General features: G+C 64.5%; 13 protein-coding genes. 6 read left to right on the top strand and 7 right to left on the bottom strand.

Going from position 1 to position 13277, the window contains the following annotated elements:
- Positions 1 to 13: 13 nt before the first annotated feature.
- Positions 14 to 2461, bottom strand: coding sequence for an ATP-dependent helicase HrpB (gene hrpB / locus K3163_RS05415; RefSeq protein ID WP_221553409.1), 2448 nt, complete (start codon positions 2459 to 2461; stop codon positions 14 to 16).
- Positions 2462 to 2667: 206 nt separating this feature from the next.
- Between hrpB and K3163_RS05410 the strand changes: the two genes are divergently transcribed.
- Positions 2668 to 3471 carry a hypothetical protein gene (locus K3163_RS05410; protein ID WP_221428846.1) on the top strand — a complete coding sequence of 268 codons (804 nt, stop codon included), beginning with the start codon at positions 2668 to 2670 and terminating at the stop codon, positions 3469 to 3471.
- Between the two features lie 54 nt (positions 3472 to 3525).
- Here the strand turns inward: K3163_RS05410 and K3163_RS05405 are convergent, their stop codons facing one another.
- Entirely contained in the window at positions 3526 to 4542 is a 1017-nt protein-coding gene (locus K3163_RS05405) for a polyprenyl synthetase family protein (protein WP_221553407.1), read from the bottom strand.
- 67 nt (positions 4543 to 4609) lie between these two features.
- On the opposite strand from K3163_RS05405, the gene K3163_RS05400 reads away from it, so the two are divergent.
- Positions 4610 to 4921, top strand: a complete 312-nt coding sequence (locus K3163_RS05400; RefSeq protein ID WP_221553404.1) for a chorismate mutase — start codon at positions 4610 to 4612, stop codon at positions 4919 to 4921.
- On the opposite strand, the gene K3163_RS05395 is transcribed toward K3163_RS05400, so the two are convergent.
- From K3163_RS05395 to K3163_RS05380, 4 genes are all read right to left on the bottom strand, one after another.
- On the bottom strand, positions 4918 to 6423 hold the full coding sequence (locus K3163_RS05395) for a sensor histidine kinase (protein ID WP_425594718.1): 1506 nt from the start codon (positions 6421 to 6423) through the stop codon (positions 4918 to 4920). The two genes, K3163_RS05400 and K3163_RS05395, sit on opposite strands and share 4 nt — an antisense overlap.
- Positions 6371 to 7051, bottom strand: coding sequence for a response regulator transcription factor (locus K3163_RS05390; protein ID WP_221428849.1), 681 nt, complete (start codon positions 7049 to 7051; stop codon positions 6371 to 6373). The genes K3163_RS05395 and K3163_RS05390 overlap by 53 nt, the downstream gene beginning before the upstream one ends.
- 85 nt (positions 7052 to 7136) lie before the next feature.
- Positions 7137 to 7454, bottom strand: coding sequence for a PepSY domain-containing protein (locus K3163_RS05385; RefSeq protein ID WP_221428850.1), 318 nt, complete (start codon positions 7452 to 7454; stop codon positions 7137 to 7139).
- Positions 7455 to 7516: 62 nt separating this feature from the next.
- Positions 7517 to 8233, bottom strand: coding sequence for an SIMPL domain-containing protein (locus K3163_RS05380; protein ID WP_221553394.1), 717 nt, complete (start codon positions 8231 to 8233; stop codon positions 7517 to 7519).
- 136 nt (positions 8234 to 8369) lie between these two features.
- Between K3163_RS05380 and K3163_RS05375 the strand changes: the two genes are divergently transcribed.
- The 4 genes from K3163_RS05375 to K3163_RS05360 are packed head-to-tail and all read left to right on the top strand — an operon-like array spanning position 8370 to position 12698.
- Complete coding sequence (locus K3163_RS05375; protein WP_221553392.1) at positions 8370 to 9932, top strand: amidohydrolase family protein; 1563 nt, start codon at positions 8370 to 8372, stop codon at positions 9930 to 9932.
- Positions 9933 to 9957: 25 nt separating this feature from the next.
- The gene (locus K3163_RS05370; RefSeq protein ID WP_221553390.1) at positions 9958 to 10272 is read left to right on the top strand and encodes a phage tail protein; all 315 of its coding nucleotides are present in this window, start codon (positions 9958 to 9960) and stop codon (positions 10270 to 10272) included.
- 48 nt (positions 10273 to 10320) lie between these two features.
- Positions 10321 to 12126, top strand: a complete 1806-nt coding sequence (locus K3163_RS05365; protein WP_221553388.1) for an ABC-F family ATP-binding cassette domain-containing protein — start codon at positions 10321 to 10323, stop codon at positions 12124 to 12126.
- The gene (locus tag K3163_RS05360) at positions 12123 to 12698 is read left to right on the top strand and encodes a uracil-DNA glycosylase family protein (protein ID WP_221553386.1); all 576 of its coding nucleotides are present in this window, start codon (positions 12123 to 12125) and stop codon (positions 12696 to 12698) included. The genes K3163_RS05365 and K3163_RS05360 overlap by 4 nt, the downstream gene beginning before the upstream one ends.
- An 8-nt stretch (positions 12699 to 12706) precedes the next feature.
- On the opposite strand, the gene K3163_RS05355 is transcribed toward K3163_RS05360, so the two are convergent.
- Positions 12707 to 13180 (bottom strand): DUF6456 domain-containing protein, encoded by a 474-nt coding sequence (locus K3163_RS05355; protein WP_221553384.1) that lies wholly within the window; start codon positions 13178 to 13180, stop codon positions 12707 to 12709.
- Positions 13181 to 13277: the final 97 nt, after the last annotated feature.

The following is a 13277-nucleotide window of genomic DNA, read 5'->3' as shown; positions in this document are numbered from 1 at the left end:
GGCGCCCTGTAATTCAGCCTTCGCTTTTTGAAAAGGCGTTCTTGGTCTTCAAACTGGGCTTTTCCGCCCATGGTTCCTCGGGCCAGCGGTGCTTGGGGTAGCGGCCCTTCATGTCCTTGCGCACATCGGCCCAGCTCCCGCGCCAGAATCCCGGCAGGTCGCGAGTCGACTGGATCGGGCGACCCGCAGGGCTTGTGAGCTTGAGCAGCAGCGGCGTATTCCCGATCATCGGATGGCGTTCGAGGCCGAACAATGCCTGCACGCGCACTTCGACACTGGGCGCATCATCGCCGGTATAATCGATCCGGTGTGTCGTGCCCGCGGGCGAGGTGAACTCGCGCGGTGCCTCGCTGTCGAGCCGCTGCCGGTCGTTCCAGTCGAGCAGGCCCAGCAAGGCGTCGACAAGCTTGCCCTTGCCTAACTCCAGGTTGCGCTTGCCCTCCAGTAGCGGGGCGAGCCAGAGATCGGCGCTTGCAGCCAGCCGCTCTTGCGCCAAGGCATCCAGCCCGATGAATGTGGCCCGCGCCTGCAACTCGGCAGGAACCAGCTTCCCCAGGTTTTCCAGAGCCTTGTCCACAAGGATACCCACAAGCAGCTCGGGATCGGGGTTCGGGTCGGGTCCGCTGGAAAGTGTTATCGCGCCTAGCCGTCGCTCCAGCCGCGCTTCGACCCTGCCATCCTTCCAGCGCGCGACCGAGCGCTTCTCGATCCGGTCGCCGAGCCAGTGCAGCAGGTCGGCCTCCTCGAGCGCGATGGCCGATGTGATGCGTGCTCCCTTGGCCTGCCCCTGCGCGTCGCCGATCACGAGGAATTGCGCCCGGGCCAGCGGGGATGCCGGGTCGAGCATGAAGCCGCGTCCGCCGGCCGCGATCCAGTTCTCGCCCGAAGGATCGCGCCGCCTGGCGATGAACTCGGGTCGACCGGCTGCAAGCAGGATAGCGGGTGGCACGCCGTCCTTCCCGCTATCGGTCACAAGCGAACGCGCCTGTTTCGCCCAACGTCCAGCCAGCTTGCGACTGGCTTCGGCGCGCGACCCGCGATCTGCATTCCAGCGCGAGAGGCGCGCCTCGAGGTCTTCCCCGCGCCCGCCAAGCCCGCGTTCCTGCAGCAGGAGCGCAAGGCGCGCTGCGGTTTCCGCATCACCGTGCTCGGCGCCGAACAGGACCGTCGCGGCCGAAGAAGGGTCGAGCGGCAGGCTCGCCAGCCGCTTGCCGAGATCGGTGATCCGTCCCTCCGCATCGAGCGCGCCCAAGCCGGAAAGCGTCGTACGTGCCGCCATGACCGAGGCTTCTGGCGGACTGTCCAGCCATTGCAGGCTGGCCGGATCGCCGGTTCCCCATTTCGCCAGATCGAGCACCAGGGGCGCGAGGTCGGCGGTCTCGATCTCGGGCGGATCGAAGCGGGGCCGCCCGGCATGGCCACCCTCCTCCCATAGGCGATAGGCCACACCCGGCCCCTGGCGCGCTGCACGCCCTGCCCTTTGCGCGGCTGCCGCCTGGCTCGCGCGGTGGGTGACGAGATGCGTCGTGCCTGCGGCCCGGTCGAACTCCGCCCTTCGCGAAAGGCCCGCATCGACCACCACCGAAACGCCGTCGAGCGTCAGCGAGGTTTCGGCAATCGCCGTCGCCAGCACGATGCGGCGGCGCCCTTCGGGATCGCGGCGGATGGCCGCCCGCTGTTCGGCTGGCTGCACTTGCCCGTGAAGCGGGAGCACCAATGCGCTGGAAAGCCTCGCTTCCAGCCGTTCGCGCGTCCGCTCGATCTCGCCCACCCCCGGCAGGAATGCGAGGATATCGCCTTCCTGCTCCTTCCACGCGGTCGCGATCGCGGATGCCATCGCGTCCTCGATCCGCTCCTGCGGTGACGAACCGAGCCAGCGGATATCGAGAGGATAGGCGCGGCCTTCGCTTTCGATCACGGGCGTACTCTCGCCCATAAGGGCGGCAAAGCGCGCCCCGTCGATTGTCGCCGACATTACCAGCACCCGCAGGTCTTCACGCAGCACGCCCTGTGTCTCCAGCGAGAGGGCAAGGCCGAGATCGGTATCGAGATGCCGCTCATGCGCCTCGTCCAGCAACACCGCCGAAACACCGGGAAGCTCGGGATCGTCGAGGATCGTGTTCACGAAAATCGCCTCGGTCACCACGAGCACCCGCGTCTTCGCCGAGCGTTTGCTGTCGAGCCTCGTGATGTATCCGATCGTCTCGCCGGGCTTTTCGCCCAGCATCTGCGCCATACGTTCGGCAGCGGCACGCGCCGCCACGCGGCGCGGCGAGGTGAGGATCACCGTACCCTTGCACCAGTCCTCATCGATCAGGGCGGGTGCAACGGCAGTCGTCTTGCCGGCCCCAGGCGGTGCGACCAGCACCGCCCCGCTATTGGTGCGCAAGGCTGCGAGCAGGTCCGGAAGAACGTCGTGAATCGGAAGGCGATCGGTCACGAAGGCGCTATTCGCACACATCCTCATCGCGCACAGCCCCCGAACCGGCCGGAATTCCCAATCCGTTGTTAAGTGGCGGGATTTCCGTTGCATTTGCTGAAACCGCGCAATTGCTGTTATCTAGCCGCATTCCTTGCTTCTCCGGTCGGGTCGGAGAGGTGGGGTTTTTTGTCGCCGCACCGCCAACAGGCGGGCCGACGAGGGGCCGCACAACAAGGGAGAGGTTTATGAAAAAGATGATGACCGCACTGGCCGCCGTGACGATGGCCATGGGCATGACTGCCTGCAGCGAGACCGCCGAAACCGAGGCAGTTGCCGAAGCCGGCAGCCTTGCCGGCACCTGGAGGGTCAATCTCGATACTGCTGAGTTCGAGAACGATACGCGCAATTTCACGCTGGCCGATGGTCAGTTCCAGTGTGACAGCTGCAACCCGCCCTATGGCTATGCCGCAGATGGCGAATGGCAAACGGTCGATCGTCCCGGTGCGGACGGCCAGAAGATCGAGATCGTCGACGAGAACACCGTCCGCTTCAGCAGCCGCCTTGGCGACAAGGAAATGGGCGGCGCAGTCTGGACCGTGAGCGAGGATGGCCAGTCGGCCACCGCCGAATGGACCGATCTCGGCGGCGACACACCGGTCACCGGGACCACGAAGTTCACGCGTACCGCAGCGGGCGCCGAAGGCTCGCATGCTGTCTCGGGCGAATGGGCGGTCAGCGATGTCGCCGACATCAATGAAGAGGGTCTCGCCTTCACCTACACGATCGATGGCGAGACGCTGACCAGCAGCGACAACGGCGGCAGCTGGACTGCCACTTTCGGCGGCGAACCGGTCGCTATCGAAGGCAGCGAGTCCAACGTGATGGTCGCGGTCGAAAGGCTCGGCGAGAACTCCATCCGCGAAACCTATTCGCGCGACGGCGAGACGCTTTCGAGCACCGACATCACCATCGACGGTGACACCATGTCCGGCGTCTCGACGGACGCACGCGACGGCAGCGTGGTACGCTGGACCGCAACACGTCAGTAATATCTTCGGATCGGATTGGCCCGGCCTGCCGCGTGCAGGTCGGGCCTTTTCGCGTCAGTAGCCGCGCGAGACCGCGAACAGCGCGGCCTGGGTCATGGCGCGGCGAGCCTTGCCATCGGGGAAGATCGACAAGGCGTCGATGGCGCGCTGCGCGAAATGCCGCGCACGGGCCTTGGTATCGGCGACGGCATTGTGCCGTTCGATCAGCGTGATCGCCTCGTCGAGATCGTCGTCCGAAGTCCGGAAGCCGGCGATTGCCGCTTTCCAGAATTCGCGCTCCTGCTCGTCTCCACGCGCGTAGGCGAGGATGACGGGCAGCGTCATCTTGCCTTCCCGGAAATCGTCGCCGCGGTCCTTGCCCATGGCAGCGGCATCGGAATCGTAATCGAGCGCATCGTCGACGAGCTGGAAGGCGACGCCGAGATTGCGACCGTATTCGTCGAGCGCCTGCTCTTCTTCGTCGCTGCATTCGGCAACAACCGCAGCGATGCGGCTTGCTGCGGCGAACAGCGCCGCAGTCTTGGCGCGGATGATGTGAAGATAGCGCTCCTCGCTCGTATCGATCTTGCGCTGGGCGGTGAGCTGGTCGACCTCGCCCTCGGCGATGATCGCGCTCGCGCCTGAAAGGATCTTGAGGACCTTGAGGCTGCCGTCCTCGGTCATCAGCTCGAAGCTGCGGCTGAAGAGGAAATCGCCGACAAGGACCGTCGCCGGATTGCCGAAAATGATGTTGGCGGCCGCCTTGCCGCGCCGCAGGTCGCTGCCGTCGACGACGTCGTCGTGCAGCAGGGTCGCGGTGTGGATGAACTCGACCGCAGCGGCGAGCTTGTGGTGGCGCGTGCCGCTGTATCCAACCAGCTCTGCACCCGCGAGTGTGAGCATGGGGCGCAGGCGTTTGCCTCCCCCGGAAATCAGGTGCCCGGCGAGTGCCGGGATGAGCGGAACCTCGCTCTGCATCCGGTCAAGGATGACCTGGTTTACCTGGTTCATGCCCGCGGCAGTCAGTTCGAGCATGGGCTCGATCGAGGCCTCGGGGCCCTTGCGCGGCAGGGGTACGATTTCGGCAGTCATTGCAGCTTGGCCATGTCCTGCCTAAGCTTTCTTGGCAAGGGAGCTTTTGCCGTTAATCTGACAATCCATGACGCAGGACGCGCAACAATCCGCTGACGAAGACGCCACCCTGGCCGGTTTTCGCAAGAGCATCGACAATATCGATGCTGCACTCGTGCACATGCTGGCCGAACGGTTTCGCATCACGCAGGCGGTGGGCGCCTACAAGGCGAAGGTCACGCTGCCCCCAGCCGATCCCGCACGAGAGGCGGCCCAGATTGCTCGCTTGCGCAGGCTGGCAGAGGAAAGCGAGCTCGATCCCGAGTTCAGCGAGAAGTTCCTGCGCTTCATTATCGATGAAGTGATCCGCCACCACGAACAGGCGCGCAGCGGGACCTAGCTTTCCGCAGCCGTCCCTGCACGCGGCAGTTTCAGGTAGACCATGAGGCCACCCAGGTCCTCGGATTCCCCGAGTTCGACAATGCCCCCGTAAATCTCTGCCACGTCGCGAACGATCGCCAGGCCGAGGCCCGTGCCCGGCTTGCCCGTGTCCAGCCGAGCGCCGCGATCGAAGATCCGGTCGCGTTCGGCATCGGGGATGCCCATACCGTCGTCCTCGACCCAGATCGTGCAGTGGTCGATGTCGATCGGATCGGCGTCGACTGTGACGAAAACGCTGCCACCACCGTATTTCGCCGCGTTCTCGATCAGGTTGCCGAGGATCTCGTCGAGGTCCTGCCGTTCGATCGCAACCGCCGCGCTACGATTGCCGTCGAGATCGAACCGCGTGTTCTCATAAATCCGGGTGACCGCCCGCAGTACGCTCTCCGCACTCGACCACACATCCGCGCGAGCATGACCACTGGCCCGCCGCCCGACTGCGCGCGCCCGGGCGAGGTGATGCTCCACATGGCGCTGCATGGTCTTGGTTTCGCGGCACACGAGGTCCGAAAGCTTGGGATCATGCGCGGTCGCAGCATTGGTGAGGACGGTCAGCGGGGTCTTCAGCGCATGCGCCAGATTGCCGGCATGGGTGCGCGCTTCCTCGGCCTGTTTCTCGCTATGCGCGAGCAGCGCGTTGATTTCATCGACCAGCGGTTCGACTTCGAGGGGCAGCGGCTCCTCGATCCGGTTCGCGCCCTCCGATCGCATCGACTGGATCGCCGCGCGCACGCGCCGGAGCGGCTGGAGACCGTAATAGCTCTGCAGCACCGCCATGATCAGGAGGCCGAGGCCCAGGACAGCGAAGCTCCAGATAAGGATCGAACGGATTCGGGCGATCTGGAAATCGAGCTCTTCGCGCGCCGAAGCGACAGTGAAAGTCCAGCGCGTGTCGCTGTCGGGCAGGATGATATTGCGCTCGACCACGCGCAGCGGTTCGTCCGCGAACTGCTCGCTGTCGTAGAAGTGGGGCTCGTCGTCGATGTGGCTGCCATCGACCTCGAGCGTGCGGTCCCACAGGCTGCGGCTGGGATAGGGCTCGCGGCCCGGCCCGCTGATCTGCCAGTAGACACCGCTGTTCACTTCGAGGAAGCGTTGGTCGCCGAGCGAACGATAGAAGCGCACGTCGCCCCAGTCGTCGACCTCTGCAGAGGCGATCAGGGCGTTGAGGACGTACTCGAGCTGGTCGTCGAAGTTCGTCTGCACCTGCCGGGCGAGCGCGCGATCGAGCGCGAAACCGCCACCCACGAGCAGCACGGCGATCCACACCGCCGCAATCACCATCATGCGCGAGGCAAGACTACGGCGCTGCTCGGGCTGGTGACCCAGCGTTACGGGATCGGACGCGGGCACAGCGCCTTCGCCGGTGGGAGAACCCGCCGCCGGACGCGCCTCGCCCGCTACATCGTCAGGATGCGCGGGGTGCGTCGGCGGGGTCGTCGAGGCTGTAACCGAGTCCACGGATGGTCGTGATCACTTCTGCACCCAGCTTTTTGCGGATGCGGGTGACGAAGACTTCGATCGTGTTCGAATCGCGATCGAAATCCTGGTCGTAGATATGTTCGATAAGCTCGGTGCGGCTCACCACCTTGCCCTTGTGGTGCATGAGGTAGCTGAGCAGCTTGTATTCCTGTGCGGTCAGCTTGACCGGCTCGCCCTTCAGCGTGACGCGGCCCGATCGCGTGTCCAGCCGCACGTCGCCAGCCGTAAGCTCGCTCGAGGTGTTGCCCGAAGCGCGGCGGATGAGTGCGCGCAGGCGAGCGATCAGTTCTTCGGTCTGGAAGGGCTTCGCGAGGTAATCGTCTGCACCTGCATCGAGGCCGGCAACCTTGTCGGACCAGCTGTCACGCGCGGTGAGCACGAGGACGGGGAATTTGCGCCCTTCCTTGCGCCACATGCCGAGCACGGTGAGCCCGTCGATCTCCGGCAGGCCAAGGTCGAGAATTACAGCGTCATAGTCTTCGGTCGAGCCGAGGAAGTGGCCGTCCTCGCCATCGGTCGACAGGTCGACGGCGTAGCCGTTCTGCTCGAGCGTGCTCTTGAGCTGCTGGCCGAGTGTCGGCTCGTCTTCGACGATAAGGATTCTCATGAATTTCCGTCCTCGCTAATATTCTTGCGCGTGTCGTTCATGTACATGAACGCGTCAAGGTGCGCGAGGTTTCTAATGGCGGAAATCAGCGGCTTCGGCGCAGGATGCGGCCGGTGCGAGCATCGACATCGACGTAGAGAACACGGCCGTCACGAATGAATTTCAGGCGATAGGCCATGGCGGTACGGTCGTAGTCGAAGCCGAGGTATTCGGCGCCGCGCATGGAGGGCAGCACCCGGTTCTCGATCTCGCGCGAGGTCAGGATATTGCCCGCACGCATCTCCTTGCGCGCCTCGCCCTGGTCGGAGCGACGCTGCGCTTCGGCCGGTGCCGCACCGATGGTCGCGGCAATCGGCCCGGCGACGAGGCCGAAGGCGAGAAGGGATGCGAGAACGCGTTTCATAGTGGCAGTGTTACTACGCAGAGAGCATTGAACAAGGTGTGAATACCGGGGTTGTCACCCGTTCAGCGAACCATCTCGTATTTCACCGTTATGTTGACCGCCGTACTGACCAACCCGGGCTGAACCGGAGCGGCATCTTCGGCAACATCCATCGTGGCCACGTTGCGCAACTGGGGCATCGGGCCGCCGCGCCCTGTGATCGTCTCGTTCACCTCGAGAAGCCTCAGCTCCGAGTACCCGGCGAGCTGCGCATATTCGAGCGCCTGCGTACGTCCGCGCTCCATCGCACGGGCACGCGCGGTGGCCTTGGCCTGGCTATCGTCTTCGAGGCTGAAACGCGGTCCGTCGAGATTGGTCGCACCGGCCACCACGAGCGCGTCGAGGATCCGGCCCGTTTCGTCGATCTCACGCAGTTTCACGCTGACCCTGTTGCTCGCCTGGTAGCCGCGAAAGACCTGCCGCTGCGCACGCTGGTCGTAGTCATAGCGGGCATTGAGATTGATGCCGGTGGTCTGGATATCGCGCTCGGCAATCCCAAGCGCCTTCAGCCGGTCGATGACCTTGCGCATCTCGACGGAGTTGAGGCGCAGTGCCTCTACGGCCGTGGGAGCATCGCTCGTCACGCCTGCCCCAACCGTCACCAGATCCGGATCGGCTTCGATCTTCTCGACCACGGTCAATTCGACGACCGGTCCGGAGGATTCGATCACGACTTCCGCCGCGTGGGCCGGCATCGCAACCAGCGTCGCTGCAAATGCGGTTCCGATCAGGTGTCTCATGATGTCTACTCCTTTGAAATTCCGGCTCATCATCCCTGCCGGTGGTTTACGCCTTGCTGAACTGGTCGGTTCCACTGGCGGCTTCACTTTCCCGGCGAGGCGAGATACGCCCCGGCGCAAGAGGGGAACTGTCTCGATGAAACTTCTGAAATTCGCGCTCGCAGCTCTGGCCACGCTAGGGTTCTCGGCAGCAACGGCCCAGACGATGCAGCCGGTGCCGGATCGCGCGGCTGGCGAAGGCGAAGGCCCTTACGGGACGCTGATCATCTCAGGCGCGACGATGATCGAAGGGTCAGGCGCCCCGCCAATGGGACCGGTCGATATCGTGGTCGAGGGCAACCGGATCGCAGCCATCCACGGCGGCGGTGCGCCAGCCGACGTTCGTGCCCGCGCCGACCGGATCGTCGATGCCAGCGGCATGACCGTGATGCCGGGCTTCGTCGACACGCATGGCCACAATGGCGATCCGTCGAAAGCAGCGCAGCCTTCCTATGGCTACAAGCTCTGGCTTGCGCACGGGGTGACCAGTGTGCGCGGAGTTTCGTTCTACTTCGGTCCGGGCCAGCCCGACCTCACCGATACGCAGCGCAGCAGGAACAACACCATCGCCGCGCCGCGTCTGTTCCCCTATGCCGTGTTCGGCGACAAATGGGGCCGCGACTATCCAGCAACTCCGGCTGCCGCGCGCGAATGGGTACGCTGGGCGAAGGCGCAGGGTTTCTGGGGCATCAAGTTCTTCAACAACCTCAGTCCGGAAATGCTGGCCGCCACTCTCGATGAAGCGGAGAAACAGGGTCTCGGAACGGTCGCCCACCTCGCCCAGCCGGGCGTTCAGCGCGTTAACGCGGCCAAGGCCGTCGAGCTCGGGATGGACGGCATCACCCATTTCTACGGGCACTTCGAAAGCCTGCTCGACGACAATGCGCTGCCGACCTACCCCAAGGGTTACAATTACTACGACGAGCAATCTCGCTTCGGCTGGGTCGCACGCCTTGCCGACCAGGTGGTGGAGCCGGGCAGCGAGGAGTGGGTCGCCTATATCGACCATCTGGTAGAGAGCGGGGTAACGCTGAGCCCCACCTTCAACATCTACTCCGCCAGCCGCGACGTGATGGCCGCCAAGAACCGCGACTGGCACGCGCGTTACACTCTGCCGAGCCTCATGGATTTCTACGCGCCCAGCGCCACCAATCACGGCAGCTATTACAAGGACTGGTCGACCGAGGACGAAGTCGCCTGGCGCAAGTTCTATCGCTACTGGTTCGACCTCACGAAGGAGTTCCATCGCCGTGGAGGCCGCGTCACTGCAGGCTCGGACCCGGGCTATATCTACCAGACCTGGGGCTTCGCCTATATCGGCGAACTCGAGATGCTTCGCGAAGCCGGCCTCGAACCGCTCGAGGTGATCCGCGCCGCCACCGTCGCCGGAGCCGAGGAAATCTACCAGGCGCGCGGTGAAACACCGCCGATGGGCACGATCCAGGTCGGGAAGCTGGCCGATCTCGTCATCGTACCGGGCAATCCGCTCGACAATCTCAAGCTGCTCTACGGCACCGGCCACACAAAGCTGAACTACGAAACCGGCGAGATCGAACAGGTCGGCGGCGTACGCTGGACCATCAAGGACGGCATTGTTTACGACGCACCCGCACTGCTTGAAAGCGTCGCGGCGATGGTCGAGGCTCAGCGAGCGAACTAGGGGCGCGCACAAAGGGGGAAATAGTATGAAACCGGGTAAGATGCTTGCCGTTACCGCCGTGGCGATATCGGCAGGATTCACCTCCGTGCCAGCGCAGGCACAGGACCGCTATCTCGCGGAAGTGATCCTTGTGGGGCAGAATTTCTGTCCTAGGGGCACGCTGCCTGCCGACGGCCAGCTTCTCCCGATTGCCAAGAATGCTGCCCTCTTCTCACTGCTAGGGACGACATACGGCGGGGACGGGCGCACTACCTTCGGCCTGCCCGATTTGCGCAACGATGCACCGGCGGGCACCCGATACTGCGTTGTGACCGCGGGCCTCTATCCCAGCCGCAGCTAAGCCCTTTCCCTTGCGGGGCGAACCGCGCTCGACTAAGCGGCGCCCCCTATGGCACAGCCCCCCATCCTCAGCCTTGAAGGCATGGCCCTGCAGCAGGGCGGCAATTGGCTGTTCGGCGGGCCCGATCACGAACCGCTCGACCTGCATATCGGCCCGCGCGACCGGCTTGCGCTGATCGGTCGCAATGGCGTGGGCAAGACCACGCTGTTCCGTATGATCGACGGCCAGGTCGAGACCGATGCGGGCACGCGCAAGATCAAGCCGCATGCGAAGATCGTTCTGCTCGAACAGGATCCCGACCTCACCGATCACGCGACGCTGATGGACTGGGCACTGTCCGGCGAAAACGCGCCGCAAGAGCACGAGGTCGAAGCGATCGCCGGCCAGCTCGGCATCGATATGAGCCGCGAGACCAAGGGCGCGAGCGGTGGCGAGAAGCGCCGCGCGGCTATTGCCCGCGCGCTGGCGCAGGAGCCCGACCTCCTGTTGATGGACGAGCCGACCAACCACCTCGACCTCGGCGCGATCGACTGGCTCGAGAGTTGGCTCGAACGCTATCGCGGCGCTTTCGTGGTCATCAGCCACGACCGGACTTTCCTCAAGCGCCTGACCCGCGCGACTATCTGGCTCGACCGCGGCAATCTGCGCCGCAAGGAAGTCGGCTTCGGCGGCTACGAAGCATGGGAAGAGCAGGTCTATGCCGAGGAAGCGCGCGCGGCGGAAAAGCTCGACGCCAAGTTGAAGCTGGAAGCGCACTGGCTCGAACGCGGCGTTACTGCCCGGCGCAAGCGCAACCAGGGCCGGCTCGAGAAGCTCTGGCAGATGCGTGCGCAGCGTGCATCGATGATTTCCGCTGCCGGCACCGCCAAGCTCAAGCTGGCGACCGAGGAGGAGTTCAAGTCCAAGTCGGTCATCGTCGCGGACAAGATCACCAAGTCCTATGGCGACCGCACCATCATCAAGCCCTTCTCGCTGCGCATCCAGCGTGGCGACCGGATCGGCATCGTCGGCGCGAATGGTGCCGGCAAGACGACGCTGCTGAAAATGCTCACCGGCGAGCTCGAACCCGACAGCGGCACGGTTGAGATCGCAAAGACGCTGACCGGCGTGATGATCGACCAGCAGCGCCAGCTACTCACCGCCGACAAGACCGTACGGCAAGTGCTGGCCGAGGGGGGCGATTGGATCGACGTGCGCGGCAACCGCAAGCATGTGCAGGCGTACCTGAAGGACTTCCTGTTCGACCCGAAGATCGTCGACATGAAGGTTGCCGTCCTTTCGGGCGGCGAGCGTTCGCGCCTCCTGCTCGCCCGCGAGTTTGCCAAGGCCTCCAACCTGCTCGTACTCGACGAACCGACCAACGACCTCGATCTCGAGACGCTCGACCTTCTGCAGGAAGTCATCGCCGACTACGAAGGCACCGTGCTGATCGTCAGCCATGATCGTGACTTCCTCGACCGGACCGTCACCATCACATTGGGCCTCGACGGGACTGGCAAGGTCGATGTCGTCGCGGGCGGCTACGAGGATTGGGAGAAGAAACGCCAGAAGCCCGTCGTGGGCAAGGCGAAGAGCGAGAAGGCGGAAGATAAGCCCGCGCCGCCTCCCCCGCCGTCAAAGCCCACCAAGCTCTCCTACAAGGACCAGCGCGACTACGAGCTGCTGCCTGCGCGGATCGAGGAACTGGAAGCGGCGATCGCGCGCGGCGAGGAGATCCTCGCCGATCCCGATCTCTACACCTCCGATCCGCAGCGCTTCGCCAATGTCTCGAAAGGAATCGAGAACGCGCGCACCGAGAAGGACGCGGCCGAGGAACGCTGGCTGATGCTGGCCGAGCAGGTCGAGGCGCTTTGACGCACGAGCGGCTCGCCGAAGAGATCGCGGGCTGCCGAACCTGCGCAGCGCACCTGCCGCACGGTGTCCGCCCGGTCGCAAGCTTTTCTCCCACCGCACGGCTCCTGATCATCGGACAGGCGCCCGGATCGAAGGTCCACGAGACCGGTATCCCGTGGGACGACAGGAGCGGCGACAGGCTGCGCGAATGGACCGGTCTTTCGAAAGAGCAGATGTACGATCCCTCGCGCGTCGCGCTGGTGCCGATGGGATTCTGCTATCCCGGCAAGGCGAGCGGTGGCGACATGCCTCCACGCCCGGAATGCGCGCCGCAGTGGCATGAACGCGTGCTCGATGTCCTGCCCGAGGACCGGCTGACCCTGCTGGTCGGCACCTATGCGCAGGCGCATTACCTGCCGCAGACGCGCAAGCTCTCGATGACCGAGCGGGTCCGTGCGTTCCACGATTTCCTCCCCCGCTTCCTGCCACTGCCACACCCCGCATGGCGCAGCGCGATCTGGATGAAGCAGAACCCCTGGTTCGAGGCCGAGGTGCTACCGGTCCTGCGGGAGGCGGTTTCTGGCCATACCTAGCTGCACGCTCACTTGATCCGGTAGAAATCGGCCACCCGGTCGAGCGCCAGCTTCAGCACCAGCTTCCCGCTCCGCGCGGGCCAGCCCAAGGCTTTTTCAGCATCGGGCAGGCCCTCACAGGCACAGACCACGCGCCACAGGACATCTTTCAGTCCGCTCCCCGCCTCGGCCATCGCGCCATCGAAACGCGCCTTGGCCGCCAGCTGGCGCTCGGATGGCGTCAAGCCGTCACCCCCGCCACCATCCACCCGCACGGGGTCCCAGCGCATTGTGATCGAAGGTGCGATCTGAGCCCGCTCGAAATCGGCGCGCAGCCGCTCGCCCGCATCGAATTGCCTGTTGTCGAGATGGCCGCGCGCATGCAGCCAGGTCAGCGGGCTCTCGGCGATATTCACCGTCACGCTGCGCTTGGTCGCCCTCGCACCTCCGGCGCGTTTCGGCCCGACTGCGGTCAGTTCGCGCTCGACCAGTTCCCTACGCATATCGCTGTCTCCTTGGTGGCTGTGGACAGCGGACTTGCAAAAAATCGGTTACTGTAGGAAAGCGAAAACACCAATTTGGTTAGAAGGGTTTCAAGAG

It is taken from the genome of Qipengyuania xiapuensis, from assembly GCF_019711395.1.
Lineage (GTDB): Bacteria > Pseudomonadota > Alphaproteobacteria > Sphingomonadales > Sphingomonadaceae > Qipengyuania > Qipengyuania xiapuensis.
Note: the sequence above shows the minus strand (reverse complement) of the source record. Positions and strands in the feature narration are given on the sequence as shown.